At 71.8% G+C, this 19,006-nt stretch carries 20 protein-coding genes; 6 read left to right on the top strand and 14 right to left on the bottom strand.

Going from position 1 to position 19,006, the window contains the following annotated elements:
* The first annotated feature begins 147 nt into the window (after nucleotides 1-147).
* Nucleotides 148-1,443, top strand: coding sequence for a lipopolysaccharide biosynthesis protein (locus tag AC4BG9_RS09810; RefSeq protein WP_490570911.1), 1,296 nt, complete (start codon nucleotides 148-150; stop codon nucleotides 1,441-1,443).
* Here the strand turns inward: AC4BG9_RS09810 and AC4BG9_RS09805 are convergent.
* From AC4BG9_RS09805 to AC4BG9_RS09765, 9 genes are all read right to left on the bottom strand, one after another.
* The gene (locus AC4BG9_RS09805) at nucleotides 1,440-2,699 is read right to left on the bottom strand and encodes a glycosyltransferase family 4 protein (RefSeq protein ID WP_490570910.1); all 1,260 of its coding nucleotides are present in this window, start codon (nucleotides 2,697-2,699) and stop codon (nucleotides 1,440-1,442) included. The two genes, AC4BG9_RS09810 and AC4BG9_RS09805, sit on opposite strands and share 4 nt — an antisense overlap.
* Nucleotides 2,696-3,274 carry a GNAT family N-acetyltransferase gene (locus tag AC4BG9_RS09800; RefSeq protein WP_490570909.1) on the bottom strand — a complete coding sequence of 193 codons (579 nt, stop codon included), beginning with the start codon at nucleotides 3,272-3,274 and terminating at the stop codon, nucleotides 2,696-2,698. Before AC4BG9_RS09800 ends, AC4BG9_RS09805 begins: the two co-directional genes overlap by 4 nt.
* 5 nt (nucleotides 3,275-3,279) lie before the next feature.
* Nucleotides 3,280-4,341, bottom strand: coding sequence for a hypothetical protein (locus AC4BG9_RS09795; RefSeq protein ID WP_490570908.1), 1,062 nt, complete (start codon nucleotides 4,339-4,341; stop codon nucleotides 3,280-3,282).
* Nucleotides 4,328-4,960 carry a sugar transferase gene (locus AC4BG9_RS09790; protein WP_490570907.1) on the bottom strand — a complete coding sequence of 211 codons (633 nt, stop codon included), beginning with the start codon at nucleotides 4,958-4,960 and terminating at the stop codon, nucleotides 4,328-4,330. The genes AC4BG9_RS09795 and AC4BG9_RS09790 overlap by 14 nt, the downstream gene beginning before the upstream one ends.
* A complete protein-coding gene (locus AC4BG9_RS09785) occupies nucleotides 4,960-5,991 on the bottom strand; it encodes a GNAT family N-acetyltransferase (protein WP_490570906.1) in 1,032 nt (343 codons plus the stop codon). The genes AC4BG9_RS09790 and AC4BG9_RS09785 overlap by 1 nt, the downstream gene beginning before the upstream one ends.
* Nucleotides 5,992-6,003: 12 nt before the next feature.
* Complete coding sequence (locus tag AC4BG9_RS09780; protein WP_490570905.1) at nucleotides 6,004-7,233, bottom strand: O-antigen ligase family protein; 1,230 nt, start codon at nucleotides 7,231-7,233, stop codon at nucleotides 6,004-6,006.
* Between the two features lie 254 nt (nucleotides 7,234-7,487).
* Nucleotides 7,488-8,051, bottom strand: a complete 564-nt coding sequence (locus AC4BG9_RS09775) for a DUF2231 domain-containing protein (RefSeq protein ID WP_490570904.1) — start codon at nucleotides 8,049-8,051, stop codon at nucleotides 7,488-7,490.
* 35 nt (nucleotides 8,052-8,086) lie between these two features.
* Nucleotides 8,087-9,451 carry an ATP-binding protein gene (locus tag AC4BG9_RS09770; protein WP_490570903.1) on the bottom strand — a complete coding sequence of 455 codons (1,365 nt, stop codon included), beginning with the start codon at nucleotides 9,449-9,451 and terminating at the stop codon, nucleotides 8,087-8,089.
* An 8-nt stretch (nucleotides 9,452-9,459) separates the two neighbouring features.
* Complete coding sequence (locus AC4BG9_RS09765) at nucleotides 9,460-10,161, bottom strand: response regulator transcription factor (RefSeq protein ID WP_490570902.1); 702 nt, start codon at nucleotides 10,159-10,161, stop codon at nucleotides 9,460-9,462.
* 100 nt (nucleotides 10,162-10,261) lie between these two features.
* Here AC4BG9_RS09765 and AC4BG9_RS09760 point away from each other — a divergent pair, with 100 nt between their 5' ends.
* Entirely contained in the window at nucleotides 10,262-11,488 is a 1,227-nt protein-coding gene (locus AC4BG9_RS09760; RefSeq protein ID WP_490570901.1) for a glycoside hydrolase family 6 protein, read from the top strand.
* A 7-nt stretch (nucleotides 11,489-11,495) separates the two neighbouring features.
* Here AC4BG9_RS09760 and AC4BG9_RS09755 read toward each other — a convergent pair whose 3' ends face one another.
* The 4 genes from AC4BG9_RS09755 to AC4BG9_RS09740 are packed head-to-tail and all read right to left on the bottom strand — an operon-like array spanning nucleotide 11,496 to nucleotide 14,249.
* Nucleotides 11,496-12,365 (bottom strand): fructosamine kinase family protein, encoded by an 870-nt coding sequence (locus tag AC4BG9_RS09755; RefSeq protein ID WP_490570900.1) that lies wholly within the window; start codon nucleotides 12,363-12,365, stop codon nucleotides 11,496-11,498.
* The gene (locus AC4BG9_RS09750; RefSeq protein WP_490570899.1) at nucleotides 12,362-12,877 is read right to left on the bottom strand and encodes a low molecular weight protein-tyrosine-phosphatase; all 516 of its coding nucleotides are present in this window, start codon (nucleotides 12,875-12,877) and stop codon (nucleotides 12,362-12,364) included. The genes AC4BG9_RS09755 and AC4BG9_RS09750 overlap by 4 nt, the downstream gene beginning before the upstream one ends.
* A 1-nt stretch (nucleotide 12,878) precedes the next feature.
* Nucleotides 12,879-13,268 (bottom strand): phage holin family protein, encoded by a 390-nt coding sequence (locus tag AC4BG9_RS09745; protein ID WP_490570898.1) that lies wholly within the window; start codon nucleotides 13,266-13,268, stop codon nucleotides 12,879-12,881.
* A 33-nt stretch (nucleotides 13,269-13,301) separates the two neighbouring features.
* Nucleotides 13,302-14,249, bottom strand: coding sequence for an EamA family transporter (locus tag AC4BG9_RS09740; RefSeq protein ID WP_490570897.1), 948 nt, complete (start codon nucleotides 14,247-14,249; stop codon nucleotides 13,302-13,304).
* A gap of 33 nt (nucleotides 14,250-14,282) precedes the next feature.
* On the opposite strand from AC4BG9_RS09740, the gene AC4BG9_RS09735 reads away from it, so the two are divergent.
* From AC4BG9_RS09735 to AC4BG9_RS09720, 4 genes are all read left to right on the top strand, one after another.
* Entirely contained in the window at nucleotides 14,283-14,834 is a 552-nt protein-coding gene (locus tag AC4BG9_RS09735) for a VanZ family protein (RefSeq protein ID WP_490570896.1), read from the top strand.
* 10 nt (nucleotides 14,835-14,844) lie between these two features.
* Nucleotides 14,845-15,918, top strand: a complete 1,074-nt coding sequence (gene hisC / locus AC4BG9_RS09730) for a histidinol-phosphate transaminase (RefSeq protein WP_490570895.1) — start codon at nucleotides 14,845-14,847, stop codon at nucleotides 15,916-15,918.
* Between the two features lie 72 nt (nucleotides 15,919-15,990).
* Nucleotides 15,991-16,617, top strand: coding sequence for a DUF402 domain-containing protein (locus AC4BG9_RS09725; protein WP_490570894.1), 627 nt, complete (start codon nucleotides 15,991-15,993; stop codon nucleotides 16,615-16,617).
* A gap of 31 nt (nucleotides 16,618-16,648) precedes the next feature.
* A complete protein-coding gene (locus tag AC4BG9_RS09720) occupies nucleotides 16,649-17,650 on the top strand; it encodes a glutathione S-transferase family protein (RefSeq protein ID WP_490570893.1) in 1,002 nt (333 codons plus the stop codon).
* Here AC4BG9_RS09720 and AC4BG9_RS09715 read toward each other — a convergent pair.
* Nucleotides 17,647-18,981, bottom strand: coding sequence for a glycosyltransferase family 2 protein (locus tag AC4BG9_RS09715; RefSeq protein ID WP_490570892.1), 1,335 nt, complete (start codon nucleotides 18,979-18,981; stop codon nucleotides 17,647-17,649). The two genes, AC4BG9_RS09720 and AC4BG9_RS09715, sit on opposite strands and share 4 nt — an antisense overlap.
* Nucleotides 18,982-19,006 lie beyond the last annotated feature (25 nt).

Below are 19,006 nucleotides of genomic sequence, written 5' to 3'. Positions count from 1 at the left end.
ATTCTCGGTCTTTCCGCCACGGGTCTCCTACTTCTCGACGCTGATGAGCGCATGTTATAGGGGCGTGGCTCGGGCCAGCGCGGTCCTTGAGTACCGTGCACGCGTGCCACCGATGACTCGATCTGCCGCGCTGCGAGGACCCAGGCGATGAACCCGCTCACGCTGCTCTCCAGGATCCCCCCGTCCGTGGCCCGCGTCATGTCACTCGGCATGACGTTCTTGTTCAGCGTCGTGGTCGCCCGCGTGCTTGGCCCGGAGGATGCGGGACTGGTCTACACGGCGGTCGTTGTCTTGACCCTGGTATCAACCATCGGCCGGCTCGGCACCGACGTGGATGTGCTGCGCCGCTCCGCCACCCTGCATCGTGCCGGCGCCTTGCGGCCAGAGTCGCTCGAGTGGGGTCGGGCCCTGCGGCTCTGCCTTGGCCTCTCCGCTGCGCTCGCCGTCGTCGCGGTGGGGGCCGTGCTGGTCCTGGCGGCCTCGGGATGGTCTGACGGGGTGGCACTGGTGCTCTTCTTGGCGGCCGCGCCATTTCAGGCGCTCTCGGTCCTGTGCTCTGCGGCGCTCCGCGGGGCCGGTCGAGCGGCAGCGGGGGCCTTCGCCGAGGTCGGGCTGACCCAGGGCATCGCCACGGTGGCAGTCCTGGTTCTCGGCCTGTGGACCGATCAGTCACTGCTCGATGTCGCGCTGCTCTTCCTGATTGCGAACGTCGCGGTCGCCCTCTGGGCACTGAGTCGGGTGCGGCACATCTGGCAACCGGTCTGGGACCCAGCGGCCGCCAAGGACGGTGGGCGGGGCTGGACCACACGCGGCAATCTCGTATCCCTGATGGTCTCTGCTGTGCTCTTCTATCTGCTCACCTGGTCACCGCTGCTGGTGCTCTCGGCGGTGTCGACACCGTACGAGGCGTCGCTATACGGCGCTGCGGCGCGTTTCCCGAATTTCGTCGCGCTGATCCCCACCGTGCTGCTCACCAGCACCCTGCCGGTCCTGTCTGCGCACGTCGGGCACGGCGAAATTCACCCTGCCAACGAGGTGCTTCGGCGGTTCAATCGCAAGGCCGCTGCGGCGGCGGTCCTGGTGTCGTCGGTGCTGATCCTAGGGGCGCCCCTGGTGATGCGGCTCTTCGGCGGAGGCTTCGAGGACGGGGCTACGACGCTGCAGGTGCTGGCAGCGGGGCAGATGGTCGCCGTCCTGCTCGGACCCGCGGCGGCGCTGCCCCTCGTGGTCGGGTTGGAGCGGACGGAGGTCGGTTGGCTGGCTCTCACCTGCGTCGGAGCCTTGATTCTCGAGGCCGTCCTCGCCTGGCACTGGGGAGCGACCGGTGCGGCGGTGGGATGGGTGGTCGCCAACGTCGCCTTCGCTGCCGCCATGGTCATGGTGCTGAGGACGCGGCTCGGTCTAGTGGCCCCGCTGTCCCTAGGGCGGCGCAGGACGGGCTAGCTGTCCAACACGGAGGCGAGGATCTCGGCGTACCGCCGAGCCCCTACGTCCTCCGACATCCACTCCTCGTAGAAGACGCGACCGCTGGCGCCCATCTGCGCCAGTTGTTCGCGGTCAGCACTCAACACCTCGAGGAGCGCCGCCGCGATGCCCACCACGTCGCCTGGCGGGGCTGTTACGCCGGCGCCAGCCTCCTGGACCAGTCGCTCGACGTCGCCGCGGGCCACCGCGACGACAGGCCGACCCTCGGCCAGGACCCGCTGGAGCTTACTCGGCACCGTGACATCGAAGAGCGGCTGGTCGGCGAGGGAGACGAGCTGCGCGTCGGCCGCTGCCATCAGGCCGGCCATCTCGGTCGTCGGTTGCGGCTCGACGAAATGCACCCGTCCGGGCGCCGCGGAGAGGGCGAGCTCCTCGAGCCTTTCCTTCTCCACTCCGTCACCCACCATGACCAGGTGGCAGCGGTGGACCTCGGGGATAGAAGCCACCGCTTCGACCACGGCCGCGAGCGACTGTGCGGGTCCGTGGTTGCCGGCGTACATCACGATGAAGTCATCGGGACCCAGTCCCCAGACCTCTCGACGATCCTTGACCTCGCGCGGGTCGCCCACCCGGGGCGAGCCCGGCGTCGTCTCGATCCAGTTGTAGACGACCTCGATCTTTTCCTGGGGGACGCCGCGCTCCGCCAGAAGATCCCTCATGCCGGGCGAGATCACGACGACCTTCGCGGCCGTGCGGTACGCGAGCCCAGCGAACCAGGTCAGACCACCGTGGGCGACTCGGAAGACCGGTCCCTTGTCGAGGAAGCCGGTGGCGAAGACAGAATCCGGCCACACGTCCTGCACCACCAGCACGAAGGGCCGGCGCCAGATCAGCCGGGCCACGATAGCGGGAAGGGCGGCGGTGATCGGCGAGCCGTACACCACGTTGAGCGAGGATCGCCGAAGGCCGCCCATGCCGAAGAGCGTCGCCGAGCACGCCCAGGACACGTAGTTGAGGATTCGGCGGACCGCACTGGCATCGTGGCTCGGGTAGAGGGGAGTGCGCTGGACCCGCATGCCGTCGACGATGTCTCTCGATGGCCGACGCGCGTCGTACCCCTCCTGCACCACACCGGATGGGTAGTTGGGCACGCCGGTGAGGATCTCGACGGTCGCGCCGGACCGACCCAGCGCGCGGGCGATCCCGTCTGGCACGACGGTCGGTTCGGGGGCGAACCACTGCGAGATGAAGGTAATTCGGTGGCGCGCACTCACCGGCCGCTACCGCCGGTGACCATCTCAACGTACTCGCTCGCGTCGGCGAGTTGGTCGAAGTCCTCACGCAGCACGCCGACCTGTAGCAGGTCCACGAACTGGCCGTGGCGCCAGACGTGCTGTCGCGAGATCCCTTCACGTGACCAACCGCACTTGTCCACGTAGGCACGCAGGGACGCTGGGTTGCTCACGAGTATCGAGCCGTGGAGCCGGTTCAGGCCCACGTCGTAGAAGGCGTACGCCATCACCAGCTTGATGGCATCCGTGCCCAGACCCCGTCCGCGGACCTCGTTCGCGCCACCGAGCTTGAGTGCAGTCAGTGCGCGCCTGCTCTGGAGGTCCACGTCCCACAGGCCTGTGACGCCGATGATCCGGCCGTCCAAGTCCTCCACTACCCACCGGTGTGTGCCGCCTCCTTGAGTTGCGGCGTGCCAGCGGGTCATCTCCGCCTCGGAGTTCGGCCACCCCCAGCCAACCACGTTCCCGCGCACGGCCGGGTCGTCGTTGACAGCCTTGACCGCTGGAAGGTCCGCGACTTCCATGGTGCGAATCCGGACCTGCTTGCCGTTGAGCATCTGCACTACCTTCTCTCGTCCTGGAACGCCGCGACCGAGCGCGCGACAACTGTCATGTCCTCCACCGTGTACCGGTGGTCAACCGGTACAGAGAGGATGGCCGAGCGCCACGGTTGAGTCGGACCTACTAATCGCGGATCCTGGGGCCGGACCCAGTGGACGGGACAGAAGATCCGATCGCCGACGAGGTGGCGCCGGAGCGCCGTCGTGTCCGGTCCCTCGAGCACCACGTGCGATGGCGTGGGGGAGGATGTGGTCGTGACGGCGTATAGGGAGTCGTCCAGCAAGTCGGAGAGCGCGCCGGCGTTGGCGCGTCGGACTGCGCCCATCCGGGCGTGGTCCAGCCTCTGTAGCAGGTCGTGGGTCGCGCGGCTCATCCTCGCGGGATTGGTGTCTTCCTCCGTCGCCTGCGCTGCGCGCGCGAACAGAGGCAGGTGGTCGGCGTCGACCTGCCCTCGGAGGTGGCGAGACTTCTCGTGCATGGCCGGCAACCTCAGCCCCGCTTGCCTACCCGGGGGGAGGTCGTCGACGGCGAGTCCTGTCAGGAAGGCGCCGTCGGGAACAGGCAGCATCTTCCTCAGGCTGCCCACGCGGAAGTGCGCTGACGTGAGGCCCTCGGAGAGCACGCGGTGGCTCTCGTCGGAGAGGACGACAGCACCTCTGCCCGACTCCCTCGCCAGGAACTCCAGCCACGCGGGTGACTCCGGCACCCCGAAGTACGACATGCTCAGGACGAGCGTCTGGTAGGGCTGGTCGAGCGGACGGTCGGGTGGTGAGCAGGTCCAGTCGGCGAGGACGGGCACGAGGACGACGTCCCACCCGTCGGCAAGGAACGGAGAGAGCATCGAGTCGCAGAAGTGCCCGGGCATCACCAACGTCGTTCGCCCCTCAGAGCGCAGGTGCGACGAGAGCAGTGCGAGCGCCTGGCGGCCCGACTCGAGATACGTCACCGGTTCGCCGGACCGAACCCAGGGCAGGGGCCGGGACTCATTCGTCAGGAAGGGCAGGACGCTGTCCCGGTCGAAGTCCGAGCCCAGCTCCCACCCCGCCGGCTCAGGCTCCTTCATCGGCCTCGTCCCTCACACCGAGGTCGTCGACCTCCGCCGCGGTCTGCCCGATCTTCACGGTCCCGCCGGTGATCACTGCAGGGAGGGTCCGAACCAGGATCGACAGGTCGGACCACAGACTCATCGTCCTGATGTACTCGAGGTCTGACTCGATCCGTGTCGACCACGGGGCCGCGTTCCGGTAACGGATCTGGGCGAGGCCGGTGAGCCCCGGCCGAACTGCCAACCGACGCGCCTGGGTAGGGGTGTAACGGGTGGTCTGCTCCACCAGGGCGGGTCGAGGACCGACGAGACTCATGTCGCCCTTAATGATGTTGACCAGTTGCGGGAGTTCGTCCAGGCTCGTCTTCCGCAGGAGGCGACCCACCGTGGTGACCATGTCGGCCGTCGGGTAGCCGCCGCTCGCCTCGTGCGTCCCGACCCGCATTGTGCGGAACTTGATCAGGGCGAAAGGTTGGCCGTCGACCCCGGCCCGGTCCTGGCGGAAGTAGACCGGGCGTCCAGAGGACGTGCCAATCGCTAGGGCGCACACCAGGTGCAGCGGGGCGGTGACCACTGCCACCAGGCCAGCTACGACCAGGTCGATCATGCGCTTGCCGCCTCGTTCATACAGCCCCATCAGGAGATCCTGAACTGTGGGAAGTGGCGGCTGGAGAGAAGCTCGTCCAGCGGCCTGTCGAGTTGCTGCGCCCGTGCGACCACGGCCGCCTGGTATCCCTGCTCGTCGATTACCACGCCATGGGCGTCGAAACTCAACACGTCACCTCCGAAGGACCGCTTGAACTTGAAGAGCGAGTCGCCATTGCTTACTCCACCGCCGAGGTGGAGTTGGGCCACCCCGTGCTCGCCAGCCCACCTGATCGCCTGCCAGATCAGTTGGTTGGTCGCCCCGGCTCGTCCAGCCTGGGGCTCCGAGCCGGACAGGTGGTAGTGCAGCAGGTGCCTGTGCCGCATGAACAGGGCGCTCGCGACCTCACGGCCGCCACCGTCGCAGGCCGACCCGATGAGCAGATCCCCTTGCAACCCACGGAGCAGCAGGTCGTAGTAGTCCTGGGCGAAGAAGTACCGAGCGCTGGCTCCGCGACGCTCCATCGCGCCCTCGTAGAGCCGGCGGAAGCCGCTGGTGGGTTCCAGGTCTTCCGGCACGGCGGGACGGACCACGGAGGTGTAGCCGTCGCGGTCGGCCTTTCGGATGCTGGTCCTGCTGCGGCCCTCCATCCGCCTCCATGCGGCGTCCGGGTCTCCGCAGGCGACCAGCACCGTTGCATGGCCGGTCGTCACCCGGACGTCGGGAATCACGAGCGGGTCAGGGACCAGAGGTGACTGGCGCAGGAACACCCCCAGGACGCCCCGCTCGCGCAGGGCCGCCGTCGCCTGCTCGTACGCGGCACGACGGTCGGCGGTCGTCAGCTCCTCGCTTGCGTAGACGCCGGCGTACCCGTACGGGCTCGCAGCGTCGAGGCCAAGGTCGGACTCCCGGAGGTGCACCGGCATCTGCCACCGGCCATCGAAGGCGAGGAGCGTCAACCAGCCACCAGCGCCGTGGGCCTCCTCGGCGCCGCCGTAGGCGTCACCGAAGTAGACGTCTGGGCAGGGAAATCCCCCGGCCGCGAATGACTCTCGGGTGTGAATCTGCAGGTCGTGCATCATCCCTGCTCCTGCCTACCCCTGCCGAGACCGCGGCCGCGGTCCGGCATCGGAACGCTGCCCTGCTGCGTGGGCAGCTAGGAGGAAGACGACCAGCCACTGCGCGAGCGCGACGGGTCCGGCGAACGCATGAAGGGAGGATTCGAGCATCTCCTGGACGGTGAGGGCGGCGAGGATCGCGACGGCGGGCGCGGTCCAGCGCGGCGCACACAGGAGCAGACGGAGGGCCAGGAAGAGGAAAAGGGCAAAACCGACCACCCCGAGCTCCAACAAGAACGCGAGCCCCAGGTTGTGCGTCGAGGCCTCCAAGGGCAGGACCCGCTCGGAGGTCCGGTACCCGTGGCCGAGCACCGGCTTCTCTGCGATCTCCTTCACTGCCTCCCTGTAGAGGTCGAGGCGCCCACTGGTCATGTCGGTCTCGGCCGCGTCCCGGACGAAGAGCTTCTTGACGGCGCCGGGCTCACGCTTCTCGGAGGCGACCTGCGTCTCCGGGTTGTAGACGTCGAGAGAGGACGCCCAGGCCCACGCGCCGCCGCCGATCACCGCGGCGGCGAAAGCCGCGGCCAGCACGGGCACGATGCCTTGCCGGAGTCGACGGCGCAGCGCGTGGGAGCCGAGCAGAAGCATCAGGCCGCCGACAATGAGGGCCAGCAGGGCGCCCCGCGAGCCGCTCCACAGCATCGACACCACGGAGAGCCAGACTGCGAAGGCGACCATGAGGAAGGTGCGTCGCCCGAGGTCGTAGGAAGCCACGAGTGTCGCACCCACCAGTGCCAGAGTGGCGCACATCATGCCCAGGAAGTTCGGGTTCCCCAGCACTCCCTGCAGTCGTCCGGCGACCCCGATCGTCTCCGGCCGTCCGAGACAACGGAGGACGATACCCAGCGCGACGACCGCAGTTCCCCAGCCGAGGATCAGCAGGAGATCCTGCTGAAGGCGTCGGGATCCGCGCCGACTGCCCGTGGTGACGAGGAAGCACAGCACGACCGCCATCACCGCGGCCTGGCCAAGACTGTGGACCGTATCAATGCTCCAGGCGGCGGATCCGGCGCTGAAGACCACCAAGGCAGCCGCGGCGATCCACACCGGTCGGAGATGCGGGGCGTCGACATCGCGCGGAGACATCCACATCGCCACCGTGGCCGCCGCCAACGACACCAGGATCAACAGTAGCCACACGTTGCCGTCGAGCCTCGAAGCCACCGGGTTGACCCGTAGCACGGCGATGCTGAGGGCGACGACCACCGCCACTGACCATATCGCCTCACCGTAGCGTCGACCATGTGGGTCGCGTGTCTCCTCGGCCTGCATGATGCTCCCCCTGGGATCGGACATCCTCACCCTCTCTGGCTGGCCTCATCGGCCGCCGTCACCCGCCACTGCGGCAGTCAGGTTACTTGGGTCGGCCCGCGGTCGAAGATTCCTCCCGGCAGCCCCACTGCGTGCCGCGCCTGACGCAGGGTCGCTCTGCTTGTCTGATGGGGGCAACCTCAGGCCGCTCAGGTGAGCTCGTCGGCCTCGAAGTCGGGGTGCCGGCTCGAGACCTTGCGCGCGGCGGCCAGGTGGCCACCGAGGTAGCCACCGACGCCGAGGGCGGTGCCGCCGGCCAGGGACAGCGCGACGCCGCGCCCGTGGTGGCCGCGGACGCGCGCCACCAGGGAGGCGCTGTAGAGCCCGATCGCGGCGACGTTGGAGAGGGCGTGCACCACGCCCACCCGCTTCTCCGCGGTGCCGGTGCGGTGCCACTCCGCCCAGCCGGCCAGCGCGGTGGGCAGCGAGGCCGCCAGGCCGCCGCCGACCAGGAGCCGGCTCGCTGGCCGGGCGCTCTCCCCGCCGACGAGGTCGAGGACGGAGGCCGACATCCACATGCCGATGGGCGCATCGGTCATCACGGGGTGGAGGGCATGGCCCAGCCACTCACCCTGGAGGAGCCGACGCCGGCCCTCGCTGCCGACCAGGGCGTCGACGAGCGGCTGGTAGAAGCCGACGAGGGGGTCGAGGCGCGGGCTGCGCTCCAGCGCCTGGGTCGCGCGGACGAGCGGGTTCGAGGAGGTGGTGGCCATGTCACCCGGTACCCAGCGGGGCCCACGGCGAAGCCTCAGCCCGGCTCCGTCGTCGAGGTCCCCGGCAGCCACATGACCAGGCGGGCGCCGCCGCTGGGGGAGGTGTCGGCGCGCACCGCTCCGGAGTGGCGCTCGGCCGCCTGGCGGACGATGGACAGGCCCAGGCCGGAGCCGGGCAGCGCCCGGGCGTCGTCGGAGCGGTAGAACCGGTCGAAGACGTGTGGCAGGTCCTCCGGGGCGATCCCCGGCCCCTCGTCGTCGACGGTCAGCACGCCCTCGGAGAGCCGCACCGTGACGGTCCCGTCGGGCGGGCTCCACTTCGCGGCGTTGTCGAGCAGGTTCGTCACCGCCCGCTCCAGCGCCGGGGCCTCGCCGCGCATCGGCCACGGCTCCACGTGGACGTCGAACCGGGCGGCGGAGCGGCGGCGCACCCGGGCGACCGCCCGCTGCACCACCTCGGCGAGGTCGAGCTCGGCGACCACGTGGGACAGCGGCTCGTCGCGGGCCAGCTCGACCAGGTCGCCGACCAGCGTGGAGAGCTCCTCGATCTGGGCGCGCACGTCGTCGAGCAGCTCGGCCCTGGCCTCGGGGGGCAGCCCGTCCCCGGCCTGGCTGAGCAGGTCGAGGTTGGTGCGCAGGCTGGTCAGCGGGGTGCGCAGCTCGTGGCCGGCGTCGGCGACCAGGCGCCGCTCCCGGTCCCGGGAGGCCGAGACGGCCTGCACCATCTCGTTGAAGGCCCGGGCCAGCCGGGCCACCTCGTCGTCGCCCTCGACCTTGATCGGCCGCAGGTCCTGGGTGCGGGCGATCCGCTCCACGGCGCCGGTGAGCCGGCGTACCGGGCGCAGCCCGTTGCGCGCCACCAGCCAGCCGGCCAGCGCCGCCACCAGCACCCCGGTGCCGCCGAAGATCGACATCACGGTGCCGACGCCGCGCAGGGTCCGGTCGGTGTCGGCCAGCGGCTGGAGCAGCACCAGCGCCTGCCCGGGCCCGGCGGGGACGGTCGCCACCCGGTAGCGGACCCCGCCCTCGGCCCTCAGGGTGCGGACGGACTCGGGGCGCTCGCCGGCAGCCACCTCGAGCTCGGGGGGGCCGAGGCGGAAGGCGGGCCCGTCGCTGTCGGCGGTGAACCACCGGCGGTCGGAGGTGATGAAGACGACGCGGACGTCGGCGGCGCCGAGCATCCACGGGGGCACCTCGCGGAAGGTCATCTCCGCGAGGGTGCTGTAGGAGGCCGCGCGGGAGGCGCGGTCGAGCAGCGAGGAGTCCAGGCTCGACTGGAGCTGCATCCGCACCGTCAGGAAGGCGCCAGCGGCCATGAAGGCGATCGCCACGCCCACGGCCATGGTGGTGAGCAGGGCGACCCGGCTGGCCAGCGAGCGCCGGTAGTGGAACCCGGTCATGCCTCGGCTCACGCCTCCCTGAGCACGTAGCCGACGCCGCGGACGGTGTGGATCAGCCGCGGCTCGTGGTCGGCCTCGGTCTTGCGGCGCAGGTAGCCGACGTAGACCTCCAGCGAGTTGGCGCTGGTGGGGAAGTCGTAGCCCCACACCTCCTCGAGGATGAACGAGCGCTCCAGCACCCGTCGTGGCCGGCGCATGAACATCTCCAGCAGGGTGAACTCGGTGCGGGTCAGCTCGATCAGGCGCTCGCCGCGCCGCACCTCGCGGGTGGCGAGGTCCATCGACAGGTCGGCGAAGGTCAGCACCTCGTCCTCGCCGTCGTCCCCGGGCGCGGCCCGGCGCAGCAGGGCCCGCAGCCGGGCGAGCAGCTCCTCGAGGGCGAAGGGCTTGGTGAGGTAGTCGTCGGCACCGGCGTCGAGACCCTCGACGCGGTCGCCGACCGCGTCGCGGGCGGTGAGCACCAGGATGGGCAGGTCGTGCCCGGCGGCGCGCAGGGCGCGGGTGGCGTCGAGCCCGTCGAGCCGCGGCATCATCACGTCCATCACCACCACGTCGGGGGCGGCGGCGGCGATGCTGGCCAGCGCCTCGGCCCCGTCGGAGGCCAGCGACACGGCGTAGCCGTTGAACTCCAGGGAACGGCGCAGCGACTCTCGGACGGCCCGGTCGTCGTCGACGACCAGGACCCGGGGGCGGGCGGGAGCGTTCTGCACGGCACCACTGTGCCAGCCGCGCCTGAGTGGCGCCTGTGAGCGCCGGCCCGATTCGGACGGAACCGGGACAACCGGCGCGCCGCGTCCCTACTCTCGTGGCGTGAGCCGTCTCCTGCATCCCGCCGCCGTGGTCGTCCTGGGCCTGCTGACGACGCTGACCGGCCTGCTGCCGGCCACCGTCGCCGCGGCGTCCGACTCCTCCAGGACCACCCGCGAGTACACGCGGCAGGCGGCCCGCTACGACCAGCGCGAGGCCGCCGCGGGCCTGCTGCCCGCGGCCGAGGTGTGGCAGGTGCCTGAGGCGGCGTACCCCCAGAACCCGTCGAACCCGCTGGCGGGACGCCGCTGGGGGGTCTACCTCGGTCCGCAGGACCAGGTCTACTCCCCCTTCCTCGCGGCCACCGGCGAGGAGCAGGCACAGCTGGCCAAGATCGCGTACCGGCCCCGGACGAAGTGGTTCGGCGGCTGGATCCCGGACGAGGAGATCACCGCCAAGGTCGCGAGCTACGTCGAGACCTCCCAGGCGGGCGACCCGGAGGCGCTGGTGCAGATGGCCCTCTTCCGGATGTCGCCGTGGGAGGGCGAGGCGTGCGAACGCCCCTCCACCCCCGAGGAGCGGAGCAGCTACAAGACCTGGATGCGCAACGTGGCCGCGGGCATCGGCTCCGCCCCGGCACTCGTGGTGATGCAGCCGGACATGCCGTTCTTCTGGTGCACCCCCGACCGGGGCGCGAAGGCCCGGCTGCTCTCCTACGCGACCCGGATCCTCAGCGAGCTGCCGCGCACCGAGGTCTACCTCGACGCCGGCGCCGCGGACTGGTGCAAGAAGGGCACCGGCCAGCAGCCCGAGCACTGCGCCGACCTGCTGAGCCGGGTCGGCATCCAGTACGCCCGCGGCTTCGCCCTCGACTCCACCCACTACACCGGGCCGGTGGAGAACATCCTGCACGGCAGCGAGATCGTGCGGATCCTGCGCAAGCGCGGCTTCGGGCACAAGAACTTCATCATCGACACGGCCAAGTCCGGCCGGCCAACGATGTGGCCGCAGGTCATCCCGGCGGCGCCGGGCGAGAAGAACGACAACGCCCGCACCTGCCGGAGCCACCGGATGAACCGCTGCGTGACGCTCGGCATCCCGCCGACCGTCCGGACGGCGGACGACCGCTGGGGCCTGCCCGCCGACATCCGGCGGCTGGCGCGGCGCCACGTCGACGGCTTCGTCTGGTTCGGCCGCCCGTGGCTCCACTACCAGGCGGACCCGTTCGTCCTCTCCCGGGCGCTGGAGATGGGGCGCTCCACCCCCTGGCCGGGGCCACTGCTCCAGTAGCGCCGCGCTAGTAGCGCCGCGCCACCTCGCCGGCCCGCGACCCGTAGCCGCCCCCGAACATGCACGCGTGGACGAGCAGCGGGAAGAGCTGGTGCAGCCCCTGACGCTCCTCCCACCCGTCGGCGAGCGGGGCGCTCTCCTGGTACCCGGCCATCACCCGCGCCAGGTGGGGGAGCCCGAAGAGGGAGAGCATCGCCAGGTCGGTCTCCCGGTGGCCGCCGTGGGCGGCCGGGTCGACCAGGTGGACGCGACCGTCGTGGCCCCACAGGCAGTTCCCGTTCCACAGGTCGCCGTGCAGCCGGGCCGGCGGCTCGTCGGGGACGAGCGCGGGGAGGCGGCCCACCAGGGCCTCGATGCTGCGCGCGTCGTCGGGCTCGATCGCGCCGCGGTCCTGGGCCAGCTTGAGGTAGGGCAGCACCCGGCGGGTGGCGAAGAACTCCGCCCAGGTCGGCGCCGCGCGGTTGGGCAGGGGGAGGCGGCCGATGAAGCCGTCGCGGTGCCCGGCGCCGGTCGCCCCGAAGGCCGCCGCGCCGGCACGGTGGGTGGCGGCCAGCCGGTGCCCGAAGTCGGCGGCGGCGTCGGCGCCGGGCCTTCCCGGCTCGATCCAGCCCACGATCAGGCAGTCCTGGTCGACGGCCAGCACCCGCGCCACCGGCGCGCCGTCGGCCACCTCGCCCAGCCACCGCAGGCCCTGCGCCTCGACGGCGAAGAAGTCCCGGGGAGGGTGCGGCAGGCTCTTCATCAGGGCGGTGGTGCCGTCGTTGAGGCGCAGCCGGGTGGCGGTGGCGATGTCGCCGCCGGCCACCGGTGCGGTGCTCACCACGGGAGTGCCCAGCAGGGCCTCCGCGCGGCGGGCCACGGCGGGCTGCCGGGTCACGGCCCTGACGCGAGCTCGTCGCCCACGGCCTCGACCAGGGCGGCGCTCGTCCGCTCGACCATCTGCAACACCTCCGAGAAGCCCTCCTCACCACCGTAGTACGGGTCCGGAACCTCGCCCCCGGGGTCGACGGGGTCGAAGTCGCGGAAGAGCCGCACCCGGGCGTCCTCCTCCGCGGGCGCCAGGGCGCGCACGTCGGTCTCGTTGCTGCGGTCCATCACCAGGACCAGGTCGAGGTCGTCGAAGCAGTCGGCCGTGAACTGCCGGGCCCGGTGCCGGGTGGCGTCGTAGCCGGCGGCGCTCAGGGTGGCGGCGGCCCGGGGGTCCATCTCCTTGCCGACGTGCCAGCCGGCGGTGCCGGCGCTGCGGACCTCGACGCGGGCCGCGAGCCCGGCCTCGGCGACCTGCCGCTCGAGGACCACGTGGGCCATCGGCGAGCGGCAGATGTTGCCCAGGCAGACCACCCCGATCCGGTAGCGGCCCAGGGTGCGCGGGCGAGGAGGGCGCGGCATCTCAGTCGTCGCTCAGCACCGTCTCGAAGAACCAGCCGACCAGGGAGATGACCACCGACCCGCCGACCGCGGTCCAGAACCCGTGCACCTCGAAGCCGAGGCCCAGTTCGTCGGCGATCCACGCGGTGAGCTTGAGCAGGAAGGCGTTGATCACCAGGAGCAGCAGGCCCAGGGTGAGGATGATGAAGGGCAGCGAGAGCAGCTTGAGGACCTTGCCGACCACGATGTTGACCCCTCCCAGGACGAGCGAGACCGCGATCAGCGGGCCGATCTTGTCCTGCACCTCGGTGCTGAAGGGGGCCGAGGCTCCCTCGAAGGAGATGCCGTCGAAGAGCCAGGCGGCGGTCGCCACGGCGAGGGCCGTGGCCACGAGCCAGATGAGGAAGCGCATGCCCCCACCCTAGGGGCGCCCGGGTGGGCGGGGTCAGGTGAGCGCGACGGGGTCCTCGGGGTGGGTGGCGCGGGCGGTCTGCGCCAGCAGGATCCCGGCGACCACGGCCACGCAGCCCATGACGGCCACGGCGCTGAGGCTCTCGGCGTACCAGGCCCAGCCCAGGGCGGCCGCGCCCACCGGCTCCAGCATCGCGATCGCGGTGACCAGGGTGGCGGGGATGAAGCGCAGCGCGACCAGCTCGACGCCGAAGGGGGCGAGGGTGCCGAGCAGCACCACCCAGGCGAGCACCAGCCACAGCGGCACCGAGAGGTGGTCGAGGTTGCCCTGCAGCGAGACCGACGCGGCGAAGTCGGCCTTCACGCTCCACACCGGCGAGGCGATGTTCATCGCCACGGTGGCGACCCCGAAGCCCCAGAGCATCACCTGGACCGACGACATGCCCCTCTCGTGGCAGGCCTCGCCGAGCAGGAAGTACGCCGCGAAGCAGACGGCGCCGCCCAGCCCTGCGAGCACCCCCAGGGAGTCGAAGGAGGCGCCCTCCCAGATCTCGGTGGCCGCGGCCAGCCCGGCCACCGCCAGGCCCAGGCCCCACCAGAGGCGGGCGGTGACCCGGGCGCCCTGGACGAACTTGGCCCACAGCGCCACCAGGATCGGCGCCTGGTACTCCAGCAGCAGCGCCAGGCTGATGGTCAACCGGTCGAGCGCCACGAAGTAGCACAGCTGGAGCAGCGCCACCCCGACGAGGCCCAGGCCGAGGACCAGCGGCACCTGGCGGCCACGGGGCAGCCGGAGAGCGGAGCGCTGCCACAGCGCCGCGATCACCAGCAGCGTGACGAAGGTGCCGGTGATCCGCAGCGAGGTCAGCTCCAGCGACTCGATCCCGTTGCGCAGGGCGACCCGGGAGACCCCGGAGTTGATGATGAACAGCACCGCGCCCAGGACCACCAGGGAGACGCCGATCCGGCGCGGGGCAGCCATAGGTGCATTGTCCCGCAGGTAGGCTGATTGTCGATGATCGAGGTGGGGGCCGCGGCGCTGATGGTGGGAGGAGCCGCGGTCTCGGGGCTCTTCCTGGCCCTGGTCGGGCTGATCCTGGCCAGATGGCTGGGGCCCGTGACGGCCTTCGCGCTGACCGGCTTCGTGTGGGCCCTGGTGGTCATCGCCCTGGTCACCCTGGTGCCGCCGACCGGCACCACGACCCTGGTGCCGGCCCAGCCCGGGGGTGAGGTCTGCTCCACCGACTACGGGGGGCCGGCGCCCGAGGGGTTCTGGATCTTCAGCGGCACCCAGCGGATGCTCAACACCGCCCTCTTCGTGCCGGCCGGCGCCCTGCTGGTGCTCGGCCTGGGGCGCTGGCGGGCGGCCTGGGTGCTGGTGCCGCTGGGCCTGGCCGGCCTGGTCGGCTACTCGGTGCTGATCGAGCTGACCCAGCTCGAGCTGGCCCGCATCGACCGCTCCTGCGACGTCACCGACGTGGTCGACAACTCCACCGGGGCGCTGCTCGGGGCGGCGGTCGGGCTGGCCCTGACCCTCATCCTCCAGCCCTGGCGGCGGCGTCACTAGGGTGACGGGCATGGACCAGACCCCCCGCCCCCGGAGCGCCGTCTCCGCCCTCGGGGCCTACGTCGCCGGCCGGCCGCCGACCCCGCGTCCCGGGCTGACGACCTACAAGCTCTCCTCCAACGAGAACCCCTACCCGCCGCTGCCCGGCGTGCTGGAGGCCGCCGTGGAGGCGGCGGCGCAGGTGAACCGCTACCCCGACATGGGCAGCGCCGCGCTCTACGAGGCGCTCTCGGACCGGCTGGAGGTGCCGACCGACCACCTGGCCGTCGCCACCGGCAGCGTGGGGCTGATCTACCAGCTGGTCAGCGCCTTCTGCGACCCCGGCGACGAGGTGGTGCACGCCTGGCGCTCCTTCGAGGCCTACCCGATCGCGATCGCGGTGGCCGGGGCCGTGGCGGTGCCGGTGCCGCTGACCCCCGAGGGGCGCCACGACCTCGACGCGATGGCGGCGGCCATCACCGACCGGACCCGGGTGGTGCTGGTCTGCACCCCCAACAACCCCACCGGGCCCGCGGTCACCGCGACCGAGCTCGAGGCCTTCCTGAACGACGTCCCGCGGCACGTGCTGGTGGTGGTCGACGAGGCCTACACCGAGTTCGTCCGGATGGCCGACCCGGTCGACGGGGTGGACTGCGTACGCCGTCACCCCCACGTGGTCTCCACCCGCACCTTCTCCAAGGCCTACGGGCTGGCCGGCTTCCGGATCGGCTACGCGATCGCCCAGCCCCCGCTCGCCGCGGCGCTGCGGGCGGTCTCGCTGCCCTTCGGCGTCAGCCACGTCGCCCAGGCGGCGGCGATCGCGTCGCTGGCCGCCGAGCCCGAGCTGCTGGAGCGGGTCGAGGCGCTGGTCGGGCTGCGCGAGCGGGTCGTCGCGGGCGTCCGGGAGGCCGGCTGGCGGATCCCTGAGGCCCAGGGCAACTTCGTCTGGTTCCCCGCAGGCGAGCGGACGCCGGAGCTGGTCGCGGCCGCCGAGGAGCTGGGCATCACGGTGCGGCCCTTCGCCGGCGAGGGCGTGCGGGTGAGCATCGGGGAGCCCGAGGCGTGCGAGCGGATCGTGGAGCTGGCCCGGCGGGTCACCCCCTGAGCAGGTGATGTGACCGATCAGTACCCGGTCCCGTCTCGCCTCCCTCCGGCCCGGCGGGTTACGGTCTTGCCCATGAGCACCACGTGGAAGCCCGGTGACGTCGTCGTGCGACGTGAGATCCTGCGCGGCCAGCCGTGGATCGGCTGGTCCGTCCGGGTCGTCGAGGACTCCTTCGACCTGCTGGCCGTCTTCCTGCCCTCCGGCTCCGAGCTGGGCTTCGGCGCCGCCGAGTCGCTCGGCTGGGAGCACCCGTGGAAGTCCGCCGGCCGCCGCGCCTGGAGCGGTCACGGCAAGCTGGTCCTCCAGCGCCCCGACGACGCCTACGCCGTGGAGCTGTCCTGGAAGGGCCCGCAGCGCGAGTTCGAGGGCTGGCGCATCCTGCTCCAGGAGCCCATCCGCCGCCACCCGCGTGGCTTCGACACCCTCGGCCACGGCCTCGACTTCGAGATGGCCCCCGACGGCAGCTGGAAGCGGCTGCCCGACACCACCTTCGAGCAGCGGGTGGCCCAGGGCCGCTACGACGCCGCGCAGGCCGAGCAGATCCGGGGCGTCGCGGCCGGGATCGAGTCGATGCTCTCGTGGCGCAACCAGTGGTGGGACCGCTCCTGGGCCTCCTGGACGCCCCCCGCCGACTGGGCCGCGACCACCCTGCCCAGCGGCTGGGACGAGGCCGGCGCTCGCTCCCGAGTCGCCGGCTGACCCTCACGGGGGCCGGGCTAGGGTCGAGGCCATGAGCGCCGACCTGACCCCGACCTACACCGAGAAGGGCAAGGCGTTCGAGCGGGACATGGACTACATCCCCGACCGGATCCTCGCCGGGGAGCGTCCCCGGGACCCGCACGACGCCGAGTACGGCGGCCGCGACGGCGTGCAGGTCTGGCCGGTCGAGCCGGGCCGCTACCGGCTGGTCGCCGCCCCCGCCTGCCCGTGGGCCAACCGGTCGCTGATCGTCCGCGAGCTGCTCGGCCTGCAGGACGTGATCAGCGTCGGCAAGCCCGGCCCCACCCACGACAAGCGCTCGTGGACCTTCGACCGTGACCCGGGCGGGCGCGACCCCGTGCTGGGGATCGAGCGGCTCCAGGAGGCCTACCTCAACCGGTACCCCGACTACCCCAAGGGGATCACCGTCCCCGCGATGGTCGAGGTCGAGACCAAGCAGGTCGTCACCAACGACTTCCCGTGGATCACCCACGACCTGTTCTTCGAGTGGCGCGAGCACCACCGCCCCGACGCCCCGGACCTGTGGCCCGACGACGTCCGCGACGAGATGGAGACCGTGATGAAGCGGATCTTCACCGAGGTCAACAACGGCGTCTACCGGTGCGGCTTCGCCGGCTCCCAGGAGGCGTACGACGACGCCTACGACCGGCTCTGGACCGCGATGGACTGGCTGGAGGAGCGGCTGGCGGACCGTCGCTACCTGATGGGCGAGGCGATCACCGAGGCCGACGTGCGGCTCTTCACCACGCTGGTCAGGTTCGACCCGGTCTACCACGGTCACTTCAAGTGCAACCGCAACAAGCTCACCGAGATGCCGAACCTGTGGGGCTACGCCCGCGACCTCTTCCAGACCCCCGGCTTCGGCGAGACGGTCGACTTCGAGCAGATCAAGGCGCACTACTACGTGGTGCACACCGACATCAACCCGTCCGGGATCATCCCGAAGGGCCCCGAGCTCGAGTCGTGGCACAGCGCCCACGGGCGCGAGCGGCTGGGGACGGGAGCGCGCTAGAGCGGCCACTCCTCCCAGAGCACGGTGCCGGCCGGACGCACCCGCAGCACCGGGTCGGCCTCGACCGCGCCGGCGTCGTCGGCCAGCGCCACCGCGAAGCCGCAGTCCGGCGGGGCGGCCGGGTGGCCGGCGACCACGTCCGGCCGCGGCAGCCTGGTGGCCCGCACCGGCCGGTCCTGAGGCGACCCGGCGGCGCGCACCGCGAACTCCAGCGGGCGCCCCTGCGGGTCGTAGGCCCAGCCGGTGGCGACGCTCCCGGACACCTCGTCCACGCACCACGGCAGCCGGTGGTCCCACCCGGGGCGCCGGGCGTCGAGCAGCGGGAGGGTGAGACCGCGGGCCGGGGCCCGCAGCTGCTGCAGCACGCCCAGGTCCTCGGCGGCGGCGACGACCAGGGCCTCGCCGCGCTCCGTCAGGGCCTGCTGCGCCCGCGCGACGGCGGCCCCGGCCCCGACCCGGGCGCGGAAGGCGGCCAGGGACCGGGCGTGGTCGGCCAGCGGGCCGGGCAGGTCGGGGAAGGGCAGCACCGGCGTGCCGGCAGCGACGAAACCGGGGCGGTTGGCCTTGACCGCGATCTCGCTGCCGGTCTGTCGCAGCCCCCGCGCCAGGGAGCCGAGGTACTCCACCGGCGAGCGGTGCACCGCGTGCAGCACGAACGCCTCGGGCAGGGTGTGGCAGCGCTCCGCGAGCCAGTCGGCCGGGACCAGGCTGCCCCACTGCTGCGCCTCCTCGTCGGTCAGCGGGAAGGGCTCGCGGACCAGCAGCCGTCGTCCGCTGTGGGTGCGCGCGGTGTGGGTGCGCAGCTGGCGGACCCGGTCACCGAGCCGGACCACCGACTTGACGTGCGGGTCGAGCTGGAGGGCGGGCCGGCTCGCGAAGGGGTGCCGGAAGGGCGCGGCGTCGTCGTCGGGGACGTCGAGGCACCAGGGGAAGGAGACGACGGCGACCTCCTCGTCGTCGCCGACGAAGTCGCCGACCGGGGTGGTCAGGTCGCGCGGGACCCAGTACTCGTCGAGGTCGAGGAAGGCCACGTGGGTGGCGCCGCGCTGCTCGGCGCGCCGCGCGAGCTGGGCGTAGGCCCGGTGCTGGAAGTTGCGCCCCGTCGCCAGGCACCTGTCGAGCATCCGGTCGGCGTTGCGGTAGTGCACCCGCGGCTCCACCGCGCGGACCGCCTCCAGGATCTCCACCGAGGTGTCGCTGGTCCGGTTGAGGAAGAGGTCGATCTCGTCGAACCCGGCGCGCAGGTGGTGGTGGATCCAGTCCACCAGGTAGGGCCCCTCGTCCTTGGCGATCGCGGCCAGGACGATCCTGCGCGGGGGAGCCGAGGTCATGGCCGCGAGGGTATCGGGGGTACGG

The sequence above is a fragment of the Nocardioides sp. Z40_12 genome (assembly GCF_058215795.1).
The sequence above is the reverse complement of the archived record's forward strand: the minus strand, read 5'-3'. Positions and strand labels throughout refer to the sequence as shown.

What these genes read in the sequence shown, in the direction of transcription:
- AC4BG9_RS09750 (WP_490570899.1), bottom strand. Translation starts at nt 12,877, where the DNA reads ATGCCGCGCCCTCCTCGCCCGCGCACCCTGGGCCGCTACCGGATCGGG.
- AC4BG9_RS09775 (WP_490570904.1), bottom strand. Translation starts at nt 8,051, where the DNA reads ATGGCCACCACCTCCTCGAACCCGCTCGTCCGCGCGACCCAGGCGCTG.
- AC4BG9_RS09795 (WP_490570908.1), bottom strand. Translation starts at nt 4,341, where the DNA reads ATGAAGGAGCCTGAGCCGGCGGGGTGGGAGCTGGGCTCGGACTTCGAC.
- AC4BG9_RS09725 (WP_490570894.1), top strand. Translation starts at nt 15,991, where the DNA reads ATGAGCACCACGTGGAAGCCCGGTGACGTCGTCGTGCGACGTGAGATC.
- AC4BG9_RS09720 (WP_490570893.1), top strand. Translation starts at nt 16,649, where the DNA reads ATGAGCGCCGACCTGACCCCGACCTACACCGAGAAGGGCAAGGCGTTC.
- AC4BG9_RS09785 (WP_490570906.1), bottom strand. Translation starts at nt 5,991, where the DNA reads ATGATGCACGACCTGCAGATTCACACCCGAGAGTCATTCGCGGCCGGG.
- AC4BG9_RS09745 (WP_490570898.1), bottom strand. Translation starts at nt 13,268, where the DNA reads ATGCGCTTCCTCATCTGGCTCGTGGCCACGGCCCTCGCCGTGGCGACC.
- AC4BG9_RS09735 (WP_490570896.1), top strand. Translation starts at nt 14,283, where the DNA reads ATGATCGAGGTGGGGGCCGCGGCGCTGATGGTGGGAGGAGCCGCGGTC.
- AC4BG9_RS09715 (WP_490570892.1), bottom strand. Translation starts at nt 18,981, where the DNA reads ATGACCTCGGCTCCCCCGCGCAGGATCGTCCTGGCCGCGATCGCCAAG.
- AC4BG9_RS09790 (WP_490570907.1), bottom strand. Translation starts at nt 4,960, where the DNA reads ATGGGGCTGTATGAACGAGGCGGCAAGCGCATGATCGACCTGGTCGTA.
- AC4BG9_RS09740 (WP_490570897.1), bottom strand. Translation starts at nt 14,249, where the DNA reads ATGGCTGCCCCGCGCCGGATCGGCGTCTCCCTGGTGGTCCTGGGCGCG.
- AC4BG9_RS09770 (WP_490570903.1), bottom strand. Translation starts at nt 9,451, where the DNA reads ATGACCGGGTTCCACTACCGGCGCTCGCTGGCCAGCCGGGTCGCCCTG.
- AC4BG9_RS09810 (WP_490570911.1), top strand. Translation starts at nt 148, where the DNA reads ATGAACCCGCTCACGCTGCTCTCCAGGATCCCCCCGTCCGTGGCCCGC.
- AC4BG9_RS09800 (WP_490570909.1), bottom strand. Translation starts at nt 3,274, where the DNA reads ATGCTCAACGGCAAGCAGGTCCGGATTCGCACCATGGAAGTCGCGGAC.
- hisC (WP_490570895.1), top strand. Translation starts at nt 14,845, where the DNA reads ATGGACCAGACCCCCCGCCCCCGGAGCGCCGTCTCCGCCCTCGGGGCC.